This is a genomic window from Cellulosimicrobium sp. 72-3 (assembly GCF_013127315.1).
Lineage (GTDB): Bacteria > Actinomycetota > Actinomycetes > Actinomycetales > Cellulomonadaceae > Cellulosimicrobium > Cellulosimicrobium funkei.
In genome coordinates this window covers 2,291,400-2,308,269 of the sequence record NZ_CP053419.1, presented here as the reverse complement: position 1 = coordinate 2,308,269, position 16,870 = coordinate 2,291,400, and the positions used below count along the sequence as shown (strand labels likewise).

Sequence of the window (16,870 nt, the reverse complement as noted above, 5' to 3'; positions counted from 1 at the left end):
CCGTACGGTCGGACGATGACCGACCCGCGCGACCGGCCGTACGTGGCCGGGCTGCTCGTCCTGACCGTGGCGACGGGCGTCGTCGACGCGGTGAGCTACCTCGCGCTCGACCAGGTGTTCACCGGCAACATGACGGGCAACGTGCTCTTCGTCGGGTTCGCCGCCGCCGGTGCGGGCGGGATCCCGTTGCTCAACAACGTCGTCGCGCTCGTCGCCTTCGTCCTCGGCGCCGCCCTGTGCGGGGTGCTGCTCCGGGGGCGCGCCGACGACGCGCGGATGCCGCGGCGCGCGCTCGGCGTGCTCGCCGGGGGAGCGGTGCTCGTGGTCGCGGGCGGCGCGCTGTGGCTCGCCGTCGGGCGCCCGCCCACGCCCGCGGTCCTGGCCCTCACCGCCGCCCTCGCGCTCGTGATGGGCGCCCAGGCGGTCGCCGCGCGGGGCGCCCACGTCCAGGACGTCTCGACCGTCGTCGTCACCACGACGCTCGTGAACCTCGCCCTCAGCAGCCCGCTCGCGGGCGGTTCCGGAGAGGGCGCGGCCCGACGCGCGGGGGCCGTGCTCGCGATGGGCACGGGCGCGGCCGTCGGCGCCGTCGTCGTGCGGTCGTGGTCCGGTGCGGCCGGCCTGCTGCTGGCGGGCGTCCTCGTCGCGGTCGGCTCGACGACGCTCGCCCTGGCCCGCCGCCACGACGCCGTGGCGCCGCGCTGACGCGCCCGACGGGCTCGCCGGGCGCCTCAGCCGCGCTCCGGCTGCCAGCCCTCGGTCCCGCGGCTAGCCTCGCGGGACGGCACCCTCGGAGGGAGAGCGGGATGAGCCAGGGACGAGTGGTCGTGGTCACCGGCGCGGCGCGCGGGATCGGGCGCGCGACGGCGGTTGCGTTCGCGCGGGCGGGCTATCGGGTCGCCGGCCTCGACATCGCGGCCGTCGCGAGCCGCGCGCTCGAGTACGAGCCCGCGAGCCCGGCCGATCTCGCGCGGACCGGCGAGCTCGTGGAGGAGGCCGGGGCGTCGTGGCTGCCGCTGGTCGCCGACCAGCGCGACCTCGCTGCCGTGCGCGCGGCGCTCGGGGAGGTCGTCGAGCGGTTCGGTGGCCTCGACGTCGTGTTCGCCAACGCCGGGATCCAGGGCTTCGCCTCGGTCCTCGACATGAGCGACGAGCTCTGGCACGACACGATCGACGTCAACCTCACCGGCACCGCGAACGTGCTGCGCGCCGCGGCGCCGCTGCTCGTCGAGCGCGGCGGCGGGCGGATCATCCTCACCTCGTCGACCCAGGGTCAGCACGGCACCCTCGAGGGCAGCGCGTACTCGGCCTCCAAGTGGGGGCTCATCGGGCTCATGAAGTCCGCGGCGCTGGACCTCCGCCCCCACGGCATCACCGTCAACGCCGTGATCCCCGGCCTGATCGACACCGCCCTGACGCGCCACGAGGAGCGGTACGCCCAGGCCCTGGAGTCGTCGGGGAAGGCGCCCACCGGCGACGTCGCCCGCGACGAGCAGGCAGCCGCCGCCGGGCTGGCGAGCAAGCTCCCCCTCGGGGTGCCGTGGCTCGCGCCGGAGGACGTCGCCCCGGCCGTCGTCTTCCTCGCCTCGCCGGAGGCGTCCATGATCAGCGGCACGAGCCTCGCGGTCACCGGCGGCGACAGCGCCAACGTCACGGCGTGAGCCGACGCGTGGGGCGCGGCCCCTCCGGTGCTCAGGCACCTCAGGCTCGGAGCACCCGGGGCTGAGGAGGTGCGGCGCGCGCTGAGGCCCCGGGGCGGGTCGGGACGGCGCGTTCGACCGATCCGGGACGGGGCGCCTCAGGACGAGCGTGAGCACCATGCCCGCCATCGACCCGCAGCTGCCCGTCCTCGTCCGCACGGCCCGTCTCGTCGGCACCTCGGTGCTGAGCATCGGCGCGGCGGTCGCCCTCGTCGCGTGCGCGGCAGCCACCGACCCTATCGACCCGTCCGTCGCGGATCGCACGTATCTCGGGCTGCCCGCCGAGGGCGGCGAGGTGCACCCGTGGTCCGACGCCGAGACCCCGGCCGTCGGCTACGCGCGCGGCGGCGAGCCGCAGACCGTGAACGTCGTGACGTTCGGGTCGAGCTCGTGCCCGCTCGTCCCGGTCGACTACACGTGGGACGCCGAGGAGCGCGCGCTGAGCTTCCGCCTCGGTCGCCGGGCGGGCACCGACGAGCGCCCCTGCACGCTCGACACCGCGCCGTCGACGAGCGTCGTCGTCGTGCCCGGCCTGCCCGCGGACGAGGCCGTGACGATCCTCACCTCGGGCGACGACGTCGTCCTCCCGCCGGGGCGCTGACACCACGTGCGCGCCAGGGGACTGGTGTGTGCCGCGGGGACGACGAAGGCCCCTGGTCTGCGTCTCCGCAGGCCAGGGGCCTCGATCATGGTGTCCGGAGGGGGACTTGAACCCCCACGCCCGATAAAGGGCACTAGCACCTCAAGCTAGCGCGTCTGCCATTCCGCCACCCGGACGAGTGGACCTTCCCGGCGTTTCCGCCGTTCGGGTGCGGGGAAAAACATAGCACGGTTCGGGGGTGGTCCTCACATCGCCGTCACGGCCCGGACCAGGGCCGCGACCTCGACCGCTACCTCGACCGCGACCTCGACGTGACCTCGGGCGAGGCCGTGCGCGGCGCCCGGCGTGCGGGGACGACCTGGGGCAGACTGGGCGGATGGTGGCCACGACGCGACGGAGGCACGCGTGACGGACGAGCAGCGACCCGCGGCAGGCCCGGCACCGACACCTCGGCCGGGCTCCGGCTCCGACCGCTCGGCGGCGTCGGTCAAGCACCTCGCCGGGGCGTCGAGCGCGGCGCGCAAGGTCGCCGGGGCGCGTCGCAACCCGTCGGTGGTGGGGTACGACGAGACGGTCCCCGCCTGGCTGCGCACGACGGCCGGCTGGTCGTGGCGCCTGCTCATGATCGTCGCGGCCGTCGCGCTCGTCTTCTTCGCGACCGCGCAGGTGCAGCTCGTGTTCGTGGCGGTCTTCCTCGCGCTCGTCATCACGTCCGTGCTGCGACCGGTGACCGACTTCTACAGCAGGATCATGCCGCGCGGCCTGGCCACGGGGCTCGCGATCCTCACGGCCCTGCTCTTCTTCGCGGGCCTGCTGACGTACGTCATCACGTCGGTCGCGGGCCAGTGGCAGAGCCTCGCGGAGCAGTTCGACCAGGGCATCGAGCAGATCTTCGACTTCCTCGAGAACGGCCCGCTGCCGGTCACGATCACCGCGGACGACGTCAACGGCTGGATCGACAACGGGCGCCAGTGGCTCACGGAGCACGGCGGCGACATCGCGAGCCAGGCCGCGGCGAGCGCGGGCTCGGTCTTCGAGGCCTTCGCGGCGATCGCGCTCGCGATCTTCTGCACGGTGTTCTTCCTCGCCCGCGGCAAGGACATGTGGACGTGGTTCCTCAACCAGCTCCCGTCGCGCTCGCGCGACAGCTGGAAGATCGCGGGCGGCGCCGGCTGGTACACCTTCTCCGGCTACGCGCGCGGCACGGTGATCATCGCGCTCGTCGACGGCATCCTCGCGGGGATCTTCCTCGCGATCCTCGGCGTCCCGCTCGCGGCCCCGCTCGCCGTCCTCGTGTTCATCGGGGCGTTCATCCCGATCATCGGCGCCCCGCTCGCGATGATCATCGCCGCGATCGTCGCGCTCGCGGCCAAGGGCTTCCTCATCGCGCTGATCGTGACGATCGGCATCGCGCTCATCGGGCAGTTCGAGGGCCACGTGCTGCAGCCGCTCGTCATGGGCAAGCAGGTGTCGCTCCACCCGGTGGTGGTCGCGATCGCGGTGACGGCGGGCACGCTGCTGGCCGGGATCCTCGGCGCGGTCGTGTCGGTGCCGCTCGTCGCGGTCGCGTGGTCGGTGTTCTCGCACCTGCGGCACAAGGACCCACCGATGGAGGACGAGCTGCCGACGGCGAAGGAGATCGCCCTCGGGGACGTCGGCCCGGGCGTGACGCCGCCCCCGGAGGGCGCGACGAGCTGATCGCCGCGCCTCCCCGCCCGGGCGGCGCCCGGCCGGGACGCATCGACCCGTGCGCTGCCGCGCCACGGAGCCGGGAGCGGGATCACCGCGGGACGGCGGAGACCCCCGCGTCGAGCCGGACCGAGACGTGCACGGTGTCCCCGACGTCCTTGCCCGTCGCGGCTCGCACGGACCGCAGCACGGCGAGCAGGTGCGGGCCGCCGTAGGCGACGAGGGACGCGTGGTACGCGACGTCGTCGACCGCCGCGAGCACGGGGACCCGGCCGCGCGTCCCGAACAGGTCGAGGACGTCGACGGGGAGCGTGACGAACGCTCCCGACCGTGTCCCGGCGGCGACCACCACGGCGTCGAACTCCACCGGGCCGGGGTCCGTCCACGTGGGCATGGCGTCGACCGTAGCGGAGAGCGCGGACGCGGGGAACGGGCCGCCCGGGCGATTTCCGCGCGGCCCGGTCAGCCCGCCTCGGGCCCGGCCGACCGGCCGTCGGCCCGCGCGCGACCGGCGCCGCGGCGGACGAGCGTCACCACGACCGCGGCCGCGGCGAGCAGCGCCGGTGCGACGAGCGACGCCCCCGCGAGGACCAGCAGCACCGCCGTCAGGGCCGTCGCGACCGCGGCGAGCCACCAGCCGGGAGAGCGTCGGGGGAGCAGTCGCAGCGCCGCCACCATGCCCAGCGCGTAGACGGCCACCATGCTGCTCGTGTGGACGCGGACGAACGGCTCGAGGTCGAGCCCCGTGGCGACGAGCACCGCGAGGTAGCCCGTCGCGAGCGCGAGCGTGACGGCCAGCGCGCGGCGCGGGACGCCCGCACGGCCCGAGAGCGCGGCGGGGGGGGCGCGGGAGGTCGCCGTCCCGGGCGAGCGCCTGCCCGAGGTTCGCGAACGCGGCGAGGTAGGCGGTGAGCACCCCGGACGTCACGAGCGCGGCGACGACGCCCACGAGCACCGGGCCTACACCGGGGGCACCGACGCGCGCGAGGTCGAGGAGCGCGACCGTCCCCGTCCCCGCGTCCGTGCCGAGCACCCCGACCGTCGTGACCTGGAGCGCCAGGTACGCGACGCCGACCACGACGAGCGCCACGCCCGTCGCGGCGGGGATCGTGCGCCGCGGGTCGCGGAAGTCGGCCGAGACGTGCGTGCCGACCTCCCACCCCGCGAACGCCCACACGAACAGGCTCACGGCGGAGCCCACGCCGGACCACCCCTTGCTGAGGAACGGCGTGAAGCGCTCGGCGCTCGCCGCCGGCGCGGCCGCTGCGACGACCACGACGACGGCCGCGAGCAGGAGCGTCGTCAGGCCGAGCTGGACGGCGCCGGCCACGCGCACGCCGAGCGCGACGGCGAGCGCCGGCACGACGACCAGCGCGACCGCCACGACCGGGACGACGGCGCGGTCCGCCCCGACGACGGCGACGACGTACTCGGCCCCGAGCACCGCGACGACGGGGACGCCCGCGCACACGCCGAGGAAGAACCAGTACCCGGTGGCGCGGGCCGCCGTCGGGCCGAGCGCCGCACGCACGGCGCTCGCGACCCCGCCCCGGTCGGGGTGCCGTGCGGCGAGCGCGGCGAACGTCCCCGCGAGCGGCACGCTCGCCACGAGGACGGGCGCGACGGCGAGCACGGACGCAGGCCCGGCGACGCGCGTCGCGAGGCCCGGCAGCGCGAGGACGCCGGTCCCGAGGACGCTCGCGACGTACAGCGCGCTGCCGCGCGCGAGGCCCAGCGTGCCCGCCGGGGCCGGGGCGGAGTCGAGCGGGCTGGTGGGCAGATCCCGTCCGGAGGGGGAGAGCGGGCCGCCCGTCGGGGTGGGGCGGGTCGTCGGGCGGGAGATCGTCGGGTCCACCCGCCCACCCTGGCAACGAGGGCGGGACCGCACGAGTGGCAGTCAGGACACGCAGGGACAAGATCCTGCCACCCTGCGTACGACGGCCGCCTGCGGCCACACTGGACCATGAGGATCGGGATACCCACCGAGGTCAAGAACCACGAGGACCGCGTCGCGCTCACCCCCGCCGGCGCGCACCACCTCGTGCGGGCCGGGCACGACGTGCTCGTCCAGTCCGGGGCCGGGACCGGCTCCCACCTGCCCGACGCGGAGTTCGAGAGCGCGGGCGCGCGCATCGTGCCGACCGCCGAGGAGGTCTGGGGCGAGGCGGAGCTCGTCTGCAAGGTCAAGGAGCCGGTCGCGAGCGAGCACCGCTTCCTGCGCGACGACCTCCTGCTCTTCGCCTACCTCCACCTCGCCGCCGACGCGGCGTGCACGCGCGCCCTGCTCGACGCCGGCACCACCGCGGTCGCCTACGAGACCGCCCAGGCCCCGGACGGCACCCTCCCGCTCCTGGCGCCCATGAGCGAGGTCGCCGGACGCATGGCGACCCAGGTCGGCGCGTGGTTCCTCCAGCGCGCGGCAGGCGGCCGCGGCGTCCTGCTCGGCGGCGTGCCCGGGACGCGACCCGGCCGGGTCGTCGTGCTCGGGGGCGGCACCGCGGGGCGCCACGCCGCCGAGATCGCCGTGGGCATGCGCGCCGAGGTCACGGTCGTCGACCTCGCGCTGCCCGTGCTGCGCGCCGTCGACCAGGAGTTCTCCGGGCACGTGCGCACCGTCGTGTCGAGCGCGTACGCGATCGAGCGCGAGGTGCTGGAGGCCGACCTCGTCGTCGGCGCCGTGCTCGTCGCGGGGGCGCGCGCCCCGCGCCTCGTCACCGACGACCTCGTCGCGCGGATGCGGCCCGGAGCCGTGCTCGTGGACGTCGCCGTGGACCAGGGCGGGTGCTTCGAGGGGTCGCGGCCCACCACCCACGACGACCCGACGTTCGCCGTCCACGGCACCACGTTCTACTGCGTCGCCAACATGCCCGGCGCGGTCCCCGTGACGAGCACGCTCGCGCTGACCAGCGCGACGCTCCCGTACCTCGCGGCGCTCGCGGACGGCGGGGTCGACGCGGTGCGGGAGGACCCGCTCCTGCGGTCGGGGGCGTCCACCCACCGCGGCACGCTCCTCAACGCGGCCGTGGCCGCCGCGCACGACCTGCCGTGGACGCCCGTGGTGGACGCCCTGCGCCGATGACCCACCCGGGGCCGGACGCGGTCGAGAGCGGCCGTCGCTCCGGGCTCCCGGGCCGGGAATCCGGGTGACGCCGCGCGGCCGGCGTGCCAGGCTCGGGCGGGTGCACCCCTTCGCCCTCGACGACGGCCGCGTCCACCTGTCCACCCCGACCCTCGACGACGTCGACGCGATCACGGCCGCGTGCCAGGACCCGGACGTCGCCGCGTGGACGGTCGTGCCGTCGCCGTACACGCGCGCGGACGCGGTGCAGTTCGTCCAGGAGTACGTCGGTCCCGGGTGGGAGCGCGGGGACGTCCTCACGTGGGGCGTGCGCGAGAGCGCGGGCCGCTCGGGCATCCCCGGCCCCGACGGCGTGAGCCCGCTCCTCGGCATGATCGGCCTCAGCCTCGACGACGCGCCCGAGGGCCGGCGGTCGGCCGAGATCGGCTACTGGACCGCACCCGGTGCCCGGGGGCGGGGCCTCATGACGGCTGCGGGCCGTCTCGTCGTCGACTGGGCGTTCGACCCCGAGGGGGCGGGTCTCGCGCGGCTCTTCTGGCAGGCGTACGTCGGCAACTGGCCCTCGCGCCGGACCGCGTGGCGCCTCGGCTTCCGGGTCGAGGGCACGGTGCGCGGCTTCGCGCTGCAGCGCGGCGAGCGACGCGACGCGTGGCTCGGCACGCTCCTGCCCGACGACCCGCGCGAGCCCGCGGAGCCGTGGCCGGCGGACGCGCCGCCGTCGGGCCGCGCGGCCTGACGCCGTACCGCCACCGTGCTCCCGGGCGGCGGGGTGTCCGTTTCCGTGGCGCCTGCCCGCGGGGTCAAGATGGGCACCATGACCTCCGAGCCCACGACTCGCGTTGACGCGCCCGCGCCCACCACCGCGCCGGCCCTCCTCGACCTCGACCCCGCCAACCCGTTCGCGGCGCCGTCCGTGCTGCCGTACGAGCTGCCCGACTACGACGCGATCCGCGAGGAGCACTACCTCCCGGCGCTGCGGGCCGCGACGGCCGCGCAGCGTGCGGCGATCGAGGCGATCGCGACCGACGACGCGCCGCCCACCGCCGCGAGCGTGCTCGAGGCGCTCGAGCGGTCGGGCCGCGACCTCGCGCGCGTGCTCAACGCGTTCTACAACCAGCTCTCGGCCGACGCGACGCCGGGCCTGGAGCAGATCGAGGAGGAGTTCGCGCCCGAGCTCGCCGCGCACCACGACGCGATCTACATGGACGCGCGCCTCTACGCCCGCGCCCGCGCGCTCCAGGACGCGGTGGACGCCGGCGAGCAGACCCTCGAGCCTGACGCCGCGTGGCTGCTCCGCACGCTGCTCGTCCGGTTCCGCCGCTCGGGCGTGGAGCTCGACGCGGACCAGCAGGAGCGCCTGCGCGCGCTCAACGGCCGCCTGACCACGCTCGAGGCCGCGTTCGGCCGCAAGCTGCTCGCGGGCGCGAACGCCGCGAGCGTGCTCGTCACCGACCGTACGGAGCTCGAGGGCCTGGCCGAGGACGCCGTCGCGGGCGCGGCGGCGGCCGCCGCCGCGCGCGGGCACGAGGGCGCGTGGCTGCTGGAGATGCAGCTCCCCACCCAGCAGGGCGTCCTCGCCTCGCTCGCGCGCCGCGACGTGCGCGAGCGCGTGCGGCAGGCGTCGGAGTCGCGCGGTGCGACCGGCGACGACCACGACACGCGCGAGATCGTGCTGGAGACCGTGCGCCTGCGCGCCGAGCGCGCGCGCCTGCTCGGCTACGAGCACCACGCCGCGTACGTCGCGGAGGACGCGACCGCCAAGACGACCGAGGCCGTGAACGCGATGCTCGGGCGGCTCGCTCCCGCCGCCGTCGCGAACGCGCGCCGCGAGGCGGCCGACCTCGAGACGGCGCTGCGGGCCGACGAGCCGGGCGCGACGCTGCGCGCGTCCGACTGGTCGTTCTACGCCGAGCGCGTGCGCAAGGACCGCTACGCGCTCGACGACGCGCTGCTGCGCCCGTACCTCGAGCTCGAGCGCGTCGTGCACGACGGCGTGTTCCTGGCCGCGAACCGCCTGTTCGGCATCTCCTTCGCCGAGCGCCACGACCTCGTCGGGTACCACCCGGACGTGCGCGTCTTCGAGGTGTTCGACGCCGAGACGCCGGGGGAGCCGGGCCAGGGCCTGGGCCTCTTCCTCGCCGACTGGTACACGCGCGAGTCCAAGCGCGGCGGCGCCTGGATGAACAACCTCGTCGACCAGAACCACCTGCTCGGGCAGAAGCCGGTCGTCGTCAACAACCTCAACATCGTCAAGCCGCCGGCCGGCCAGCCCACGCTGCTCGTGTGGGACGAGGTCATCACGCTCTTCCACGAGTTCGGGCACGCGCTGCACGGCCTGTTCTCCGACGTGCGCTACCCGTCGCAGTCCGGCACCGAGGTGCCGCGCGACTTCGTCGAGTACCCCTCGCAGGTCAACGAGATGTGGGCGTGGGAGCCGTCGGTCCTGCGCTCCTACGCGGTGCACCACGTCACGGGCGAGCCGATGCCCGCCGAGTGGGTCGACACCATGCTCGCCTCGCGCCAGTTCAACGAGGGCTTCGGCACGACCGAGTACCTCGCCGCTGCGCTGCTCGACCAGGCCTGGCACCAGGTCGGGCCCGACGGCGTCCCCGCGTCGGAGGCGGACGTCGTGCCGTTCGAGGCCGCCGCGCTCGAGTCGGCGGGCGTCGCGTTCGCGCCCGTCCCGCCGCGCTACCGCACGACGTACTACAACCACGTGTTCGGGGGCGGGTACGCGGCCGGGTACTACTCGTACATCTGGTCCGAGGTCCTCGACGCCGACACGGTCGAGTGGTACCGCGAGAACGGCGGCCTGTCGCGCGAGAACGGCGAGCGCTTCCGCCGCGTGCTGCTCGCGCGCGGCGGCTCGCAGGACCCGCTGCAGTCGTTCCGTGAGCTCCGCGGCCGCGACGCCGACATCGCGCCGCTCCTCGCGCGCCGCGGCCTCGACGCCTGAGGTGTGGGCCCCTCCCGTCGCGAGGTAGAGCCGTGGTAGCGCGAGGTAGAGGCCTGGTCATGACCACGCCTCTACCTCGCGGACCTCGGCTCTACCTGGGCGGGGTGCCCGGGCGGACCAGGCCGGTCTCGTAGGCGACGACGACGAGGCCGGCCCGGTCCCGCACCCCCAGCTTGGCGAGGATACGGCCCACGTGCGTGCGGGCCGTCGCCGGGCTCATGAACAGGGCCGCGCCGATCTCGTCGTTCGTCAGGCCGCGGCCGACGTGCGCGAGCACCTCGCGCTCGCGGTCCGTGAGCCGGTCGGCGACCGCGGCGACAAGCGCCTCGTCCCGTCGCCCGGCGTCCACCGCCTGCGCGACCACGCGCGCCGTCACCGCGGGGGAGAGCAGCGCGTCGCCCGCCGCGGCAGTGCGCACCGCGCCGCGCAGCTCGTCCGGGCTCGCGTCCTTGAGCAGGAAGCCCGACGCCCCCGCCCGTAGCGCCGCGAAGAGGTTCGTGTCGTCGTCGAACGTCGTGAGGACCACGACGCGCGGTCCGGCCGCCGCCCCGTCCGCGCCCGTCGCGCCGTCCGGTAGCCCCGAGCCGGGGGCCGCGTCGTCGACAATCTGCCGCGTGGCCGCGATCCCGTCGAGCACGGGCATCTGGAGGTCCATGAGAACGACGTCGGGGCGCACGCGGCGCGCGAGCGCGACGCCCTCGCGACCGTCGGCCGCCTCGCCGACGACCTCGACGTCGTCCGCGCGCTCGAGCAGCGCGCGGATGCCCGTCCGCACGAGGGGCTGATCGTCGACCAGCACGACGCGGATCACGGGGCACCCCCGCCTGAGGAGTGCGGGCCCCGCACGGCGGCCGTCCCGCGCACCGCGGCGCCGGGCGTGACCGGCACGCGCGCCCGCAGCCGGAACCCGCCGCCGTCGGGTGCGTCGGTCTCGACCGTGCCGCCCAGGACCGCGACGCGCTCGCGCAGCCCGCGCAGCCCGAGCCCGCCACGGTCCGTGGCGTCACCCCCGCCCCGTGCCCCGGGGCCGTCGTCGCGCACCTCGACCGCGAGCACGTCGCCCGGTGCACCAGGCGCACGCTCCAACGCCACGCGGACGACGGCGGCGTGCGCTCCGGCGTGCCGCAGCACGTTGGTCAGGCCCTCCTGGACGACCCGGTACGCCGCCGCGCCCGCGGCGGTACCCTCCGCGGTCCCCGAGGGCAGGTCGACGTCGAGGGTGACGTCGAGCCCGGCCGCCCGGGCCGTGAGCGCGAGGTCGTCGAGCCGGTCGATGCGCGCCTGTTCCGCGAGCCCCGCGGGCGCGGCCGTCCCGCGCAGCGCGCGCACCGTGGCGCGCAGGTCCGCCAAGGCGGTCGTCGTGGCCGTCCGGACGAGCTCGAGCTCGGCCCGCGCGGTCGCGAGCGCGTCCGACTGTGCGGCACCGACGGCGTCCACGTCGTCGAGTGCCTCGCGGGCGACGTTCGCGTGCAGCGAGACGACGGCGAGGTGGTGCCCGACGACGTCGTGCAGGTCGCGGGCGACGGCCTCCCGGTCGTGCGCGAGCCGGTCGGCGGCCTCGAGCTGGAGCGTCTGCTCGCGCAGCGCGTCCGCGTGGCGCCGCTGCTCGTCGCGCTGCCGGCGGGTGAACGACCCGTGCCCGAGGGCGATCGCCGCGGCCATGAGCGCCACGGTCGTCGCCAGCTCGTAGCCGATGACGTACCGGACGTCGTCGCCCTCGGCGAGCCGGAAGTACGTCGAGGTGACGACGAGCGCCGCCGCGACCCCGACGGCCCAGCCGAGCCGGCCCGCGACGGCCGCCGAGTACAGGGCGACCGAGACGGGCAGGGCGAGGCCGATCGCGGGCAGGTCCAGCGTGTAGTAGGCGCAGATGACGAGCGCGGTCGCGACGAGGACCCCGACGGGGAAGCGGCGCCGGCCGAGCACGAGCAGCCCCAGCACAAGGGCGATCGGGTACGCGACCCACGGGTCGGCCCGCGTGCCCCCGACGTCGGCGGCGATGGCGAACGCGACGACGTCGAACACCGCGAACCCCAGCAGAACGTCGACGAGCCACGGCGGGGGCGACGAGCGCGACGGCCGGGTCGCGGGAGGCGACCCGGCGGGCCGGTCGTGCGGGAGATCGCGAGACGTCACGACCACCGAGTCTAGGAAGACACACCCTGACGCGCGTCCGTCGTGGGGCGGGTCCAGGTCAGGGGTCGGCTACGTCGAGACGCGTACGCGCGGGGCGCGGGACGACGCATCGCGTCACGCGCCGGGGCGGACGCGGCGCCGCACCGCCGCTCCCTAGCGTCGACGTCATGAACCCGACTCCCGGACCCGCACCCCACCGCCCGGTCCCGCCCGGCCCGCCGCGCCCCACGCTCGGCGAGACGGTCCGCTCGCTGAGCTGGCCGCTCGTCCTCGGGCTCGGCGCGCTCGCGCTCGTCCGACCGCTCCTGAGCGTCACCGGCCTCGACGACGCGATCGGACGGCCCGCGGCGCCCCTGCTCGCGACCCTCGTGCTCACGATCGTGTGGGTCGGCGCGATCGTCATCGCCCGCCCGGCGCACCCGCTCGCGACCGGCGTGGCCGTCGGGCTCGCCTACGGTGTCCTCGCGCTGATCCTCAGCGCCCTGCTGTCGCCGATTCTCACCGGCGAGCTCCAGGGCCCCGTCGCGCACCCCGTCGCGATCGTTCCGATGCTGCTCACCAACGCGGCCTGGGGCGCGTTCGCGGGAGCCATGGCGCTCGGTCTCCTCGCGGCCCGACGTCGTTGAGGCCCCACCAGCCGACGTCTCGCCGCGCCACCCCGCTTCCCCGACTCCGAGACCGCCCCGTCCCTGGCACCACCCCGAGCCGCGGCCGCGCGCGCTCGGGGTCGGCTCCGGGCATGCGTACGCTGCCGAGCGGACGCGCCCGGCACCGCCCGGTACCTAGCGTCGACAGCGTCGCCCGCACCGCCGGGCCGCCGTCGAACCGCACCCGCCGCCCGCCGTCGTCCACCCTGGAGAAGACCCGATGACGACCACGCACACCACCCCGCTGCCCGCCGTCCCCCCGACCTCCGGGGCACCCGGCGGACCGCCCGGACGTCGCCCACGACGGCGGCGTGGCCCGCTCGTCCGCGTCCTCCTCGTGCTCGGGCTCGTCGTCGTCCTGCTCGTCGGGGCCGTCGCAGTGGTCGTGGGCGTCGCGTGGGCGCGCGCCGCGACGAGCACGGCGGGAGCCGTGGAGTTCACGCGGCCGCTCGCCGTCCCGCCGCTCGCGGAGTCGCGCGTGGAGGACGGCGTGCGCGTCTTCGAGCTCGAGGCGCGCGAGGGCGTCGCCGACCTCGGCGCGTCCGCCCCCACTCCGACGATCGGGCTGAACGGCGACTACCTGGGGCCCACCTTGCGGGCCGCGCGCGGGGAGCGCGTGCGCGTCGACGTGACTAACGCTCTCGACGAGACGACGACGCTCCACTGGCACGGCATGCACCTGCCGCCCGCGATGGACGGCGGCCCCCACCAGATGGTCGAGCCGGGCGAAACGTGGTCGCCCACGTGGACGATCGACCAGCCCGCCGCGACGCTCTGGTACCACCCGCACCTGCACGGGCAGACCGCGAGCCAGGTGTACCGCGGGCTAGCGGGGATGTTCCTCCTCGACGACCCTGCCGCCGCCGACGGCCTGGCCGCCGACCTGCCGCACGAGTACGGCGTCGACGATGTCCCCGTCATCCTCCAGGACAAGAGCTTCCACGCCGACGGGCGGCTCGACGACGCCGTCTCCTTCTTCTCGCCGGTCGGCCCGCTCGGTGGCACGGTGCTCGTCAACGGCACCCCGGGGCCCTACCTCGACGTCGCGACCGAGCGCGTCCGTCTGCGCCTGCTCAACGGCTCCGACTCACGCGTCTACGACGTCGGCCTCGCCGACGGCGGCACGGTCCAGCTCATCGGGACCGACGGTGGGCTGCTCCCCGCTCCGCAGTTGGTCGAGCGCGTGCGCCTCTCCCCGGGCGATCGGGCGGAGGTCGTCGTGACCATGACCCCGGGGCAGCGCGCGGTCCTGCGCAGCTTCCCGCCCGAGCTGGGCGTCAACCCGATGTTCGAGCGCTTCTCGGGCGGCGAGGACACCCTCGACCTCCTCGAGCTCCGCGCGGCCGGCACGCTCGAGCCGAGCCCCGACATCCCGGGCACGCTCGGCGCCGCCGACCCCGCGGACGCGCTCGACGAGTCCGACGCCGTGCGCACCCGCCGCTTCCAGCTCGCCGGTACCGCGATCAACGGGCGCTCCATGGACATGGCGCGGATCGACGAGGTCGTCACGGTCGGCGAGACCGAGGTGTGGGAGGTCACCGGGCTCGACGACACCCCGCACAACTTCCACGTGCACGACGTCCGGTTCCGCGTCCTCGACGTCGCAGGACAGCGGCCCGGGCCGGACCTCGCCGGGTGGCAGGACACGGTCTACGTCCAGCCGGGGCACGTGACGCGCCTGCTCGTCCGGTTCGACGCCGCCGAGGGCACGACCGATCCGACCACCCCGTACATGTTCCACTGCCACCTCCTCACGCACGAGGACCGCGGCATGATGGGCCAGCTCGTCGTCGTCGCCCCGGGCGAGCAGGCGCCGTCCCGTATCGACGTCCCCGACGGCGGCACCCATCAGGAGCACGACGCCGACGCGCTCCCGGGCGACGGCACCGGCCCCCGCCACACCCTCGCACGGGACGGGAAGCACGACCCTGACCACTGACCCGTCGAGGTAGAGCCGTGGTTGTGCGAGGTAGAGCCGTGGTCACCCTGCCCGACGGCGTGTGGTCGCCCTGGGTGGTCGTGGTGGGTGGTGGTGCCGCGTCTACCATCCGCCGTTCTTTCCTCGCGGCTCCCGCCAAGCCCGCCACGACGCGGCACCACCACCCACCCCGCCCGGCGTCGTCTTGCCTCGGTCTGTGCTCGCCCCGGGTGGCTGCCCGCGGGACCGTCGATCTCGCGACTTGCGCTTCGCGGTCCACTTCTCTCGCGTCGCACAGCGGCGCTCACGGCTGCACCGTGGTGCCGCGCCCTGGCGGCGCGCAGGTGATCTTGACGCGTCTCGTGCGTCTCGTGCGTCTCGTGCGTCTCGTGCGTCTGGTGCGTTCGGGTGCTTGCCCGATCCGCGCCGCTCACCGCCCGGGTTCAGCCCGGGCGACCCGACGGCCCTCGGCGGGGCCGACCACCTCGGATGGTGACCCAGCCGCAATGGTGGCCCCGACCGCGACGGGCGACCGGCCGCCGTCGGACACGACCACGGCTCTACCCGACCGGGCAGCGTTCTGCTTCGGTGGACCACGGCTCTACTTCGCGTGACCAGGGCTCTACCTCGCGTGACCACGGCTCTATCTCGCGTGACCAGGGCTCTACCTCAGCCCACCGGGGTCCTCGCTCGGCGTGTCCGGCATACGGGCGGTCGGGCGGGGCGGTCCGCACGCCCGACGGCGACGGGTAGCGTGTCGCTCATGACCGCTCCGCACCCGGACTCCCTGGCCAGCGCCCCCGCGGCGACCGACGCGACCCCCGGCGCGGTGCCGCGCGCCGAGGACGAGGTCGTGCGGATCTGCCGCGAGCTGCTGCGGATCGACACGTCGAACTTCGGCGACGGGTCGGGCCCGGGGGAGCGGGCCGCCGCGGAGTACGTCATGGGGCTGCTGCACGAGGTCGGGCTCGAGCCGGAGCTGTTCGAGTCGGAGCCCGGCCGGGCGAGCGTGGTCGTGCGGCTCGAGGGAGCGGACCCGACGCGACCGGCGCTCGTGCTCCACGGCCACCTCGACGTCGTCCCCGCGCAGGCGCAGGACTGGTCGGTGGACCCGTTCGCGGGCGAGGAGATCGACGGCCTGCTGTGGGGGCGCGGCGCCGTCGACATGAAGGACATGGACGCGATGATCCTCGCGGTCGTGCGCCAGATGGTGCGCGAGGGCCGCAAGCCCGCGCGCGACGTCGTCGTCGCGTTCTTCGCGGACGAGGAGGCGGGCGGTGCCTACGGGGCGCGCTACGCCGTCGACCACCGGCCCGAGCTGTTCGAGGGTGCGACCGAGGCGATCAGCGAGGTCGGCGGGTTCTCGGTCGAGGTCGGGGGGCGGCGGGCCTACCTGCTCCAGACGGCGGAGAAGGGCATCGCCTGGCTGCGCCTCGTCGCGGAGGGCCGCGCCGGGCACGGGTCGCAGGTGAACGACGACAACGCGGTGACGCGGCTCGCCGAGGCGGTGGCGCGCATCGGGACGCACCACTGGCCGAACACGCTCACGCCGACGGTCGACAAGCTGCTGCGCGGCGTCGCGGACCTCACGGGGCTGCGGTACGACCCCGAGGACTCCCGGTCGATCGAGGCCCTCGTGGCCGCGCTGGGCCCGGCGTCGCGGTTCGTCGGGGCCACGGTGCGGCACACGTCGAACCCGACGCAGCTCTCCGCGGGCTACAAGGCGAACGTCATCCCCGGCCGCGCCGAGGCGGCGATCGACGCGCGCCTCCTCCCGGGCCACGAGGAGGACGGGTTCGCGACGCTCCGCGCGCTCGCGGGCGAGCACGTGCGGGTCGAGGAGATCCACCGCGACATCGCGCTCGAGGTGCCGTTCGAGGGCGACCTGGTGGACGCCATGGTGGACTCGCTGCTCGCGGAGGACCCGGAGGCGACGGTGCTGCCGTACACGCTGTCGGGCGGCACGGACAACAAGTCGCTCGCCCGCCTCGGGATCACGGGCTACGGCTTCGCGCCGCTGCGCCTGCCCGCCGACCTCGACTTCTCCGGCATGTTCCACGGCGTGGACGAGCGCGTGCCCGTCGACTCGCTGCGGTTCGGTGTGCGCGTCCTGGACCGGCTCCTGCGCACCTGCTGACCGACGG

General features: G+C 75.6%; 13 protein-coding genes and 1 tRNA gene. 10 read left to right on the top strand and 4 right to left on the bottom strand.

Going from position 1 to position 16,870, the window contains the following annotated elements; all coding sequences use genetic code 11:
• Positions 1-15 precede the first annotated feature (15 nt).
• From HKK73_RS10480 to HKK73_RS10470, 3 genes are all read left to right on the top strand, one after another.
• Entirely contained in the window at positions 16-705 is a 690-nt protein-coding gene (locus tag HKK73_RS10480) for a YoaK family protein (protein WP_137280583.1), read from the top strand.
• A 101-nt stretch (positions 706-806) separates the two neighbouring features.
• Positions 807-1,661, top strand: coding sequence for an SDR family NAD(P)-dependent oxidoreductase (locus HKK73_RS10475; RefSeq protein WP_171467951.1), 855 nt, complete (start codon positions 807-809; stop codon positions 1,659-1,661).
• 148 nt (positions 1,662-1,809) lie between these two features.
• Positions 1,810-2,301 (top strand): hypothetical protein, encoded by a 492-nt coding sequence (locus tag HKK73_RS10470; protein ID WP_171467950.1) that lies wholly within the window; start codon positions 1,810-1,812, stop codon positions 2,299-2,301.
• A gap of 88 nt (positions 2,302-2,389) precedes the next feature.
• On the opposite strand, the gene HKK73_RS10465 is transcribed toward HKK73_RS10470, so the two are convergent.
• A tRNA-Leu gene (locus HKK73_RS10465) sits at positions 2,390-2,477 on the bottom strand.
• Between the two features lie 379 nt (positions 2,478-2,856).
• Here HKK73_RS10465 and HKK73_RS10460 point away from each other — a divergent pair.
• Entirely contained in the window at positions 2,857-3,999 is a 1,143-nt protein-coding gene (locus HKK73_RS10460) for an AI-2E family transporter (protein WP_085951296.1), read from the top strand.
• An 82-nt stretch (positions 4,000-4,081) separates the two neighbouring features.
• Here HKK73_RS10460 and HKK73_RS10450 read toward each other — a convergent pair whose 3' ends face one another.
• Positions 4,082-5,845, bottom strand: coding sequence for an amino acid permease (locus HKK73_RS10450; RefSeq protein ID WP_253705615.1), 1,764 nt, complete (start codon positions 5,843-5,845; stop codon positions 4,082-4,084).
• A gap of 108 nt (positions 5,846-5,953) precedes the next feature.
• On the opposite strand from HKK73_RS10450, the gene ald reads away from it, so the two are divergent.
• The 3 genes from ald to HKK73_RS10435 all read left to right on the top strand — a co-directional run bounded on the left by ald (position 5,954) and on the right by HKK73_RS10435 (position 10,025).
• Positions 5,954-7,069: an alanine dehydrogenase gene (ald, locus tag HKK73_RS10445; protein ID WP_137280579.1), complete on the top strand. Its 1,116-nt coding sequence runs from the start codon at positions 5,954-5,956 to the stop codon at positions 7,067-7,069.
• A gap of 100 nt (positions 7,070-7,169) precedes the next feature.
• Positions 7,170-7,805 carry a GNAT family N-acetyltransferase gene (locus tag HKK73_RS10440; RefSeq protein WP_171467949.1) on the top strand — a complete coding sequence of 212 codons (636 nt, stop codon included), beginning with the start codon at positions 7,170-7,172 and terminating at the stop codon, positions 7,803-7,805.
• 78 nt (positions 7,806-7,883) lie between these two features.
• Positions 7,884-10,025 (top strand): M3 family metallopeptidase, encoded by a 2,142-nt coding sequence (locus tag HKK73_RS10435; RefSeq protein ID WP_171467948.1) that lies wholly within the window; start codon positions 7,884-7,886, stop codon positions 10,023-10,025.
• A gap of 91 nt (positions 10,026-10,116) precedes the next feature.
• Here HKK73_RS10435 and HKK73_RS10430 read toward each other — a convergent pair whose 3' ends face one another.
• Together HKK73_RS10430 and HKK73_RS10425 are read right to left on the bottom strand one after the other, a co-directional pair.
• Positions 10,117-10,836, bottom strand: a complete 720-nt coding sequence (locus tag HKK73_RS10430) for a response regulator transcription factor (protein ID WP_043652640.1) — start codon at positions 10,834-10,836, stop codon at positions 10,117-10,119.
• Positions 10,833-12,161, bottom strand: a complete 1,329-nt coding sequence (locus HKK73_RS10425; protein ID WP_081599846.1) for a sensor histidine kinase — start codon at positions 12,159-12,161, stop codon at positions 10,833-10,835. Before HKK73_RS10425 ends, HKK73_RS10430 begins: the two co-directional genes overlap by 4 nt.
• Positions 12,162-12,328: 167 nt before the next feature.
• On the opposite strand from HKK73_RS10425, the gene HKK73_RS10420 reads away from it, so the two are divergent.
• The 3 genes from HKK73_RS10420 (at position 12,329) to HKK73_RS10410 (ending at position 16,863) form a co-directional block, all read left to right on the top strand.
• Positions 12,329-12,787, top strand: a complete 459-nt coding sequence (locus HKK73_RS10420; protein WP_198285583.1) for a hypothetical protein — start codon at positions 12,329-12,331, stop codon at positions 12,785-12,787.
• Positions 12,788-13,028: 241 nt separating this feature from the next.
• The gene (locus HKK73_RS10415) at positions 13,029-14,747 is read left to right on the top strand and encodes a multicopper oxidase family protein (protein ID WP_171467947.1); all 1,719 of its coding nucleotides are present in this window, start codon (positions 13,029-13,031) and stop codon (positions 14,745-14,747) included.
• A gap of 742 nt (positions 14,748-15,489) precedes the next feature.
• The gene (locus HKK73_RS10410) at positions 15,490-16,863 is read left to right on the top strand and encodes a M20/M25/M40 family metallo-hydrolase (RefSeq protein WP_085388749.1); all 1,374 of its coding nucleotides are present in this window, start codon (positions 15,490-15,492) and stop codon (positions 16,861-16,863) included.
• The last annotated feature ends 7 nt before the right edge of the window (positions 16,864-16,870 follow it).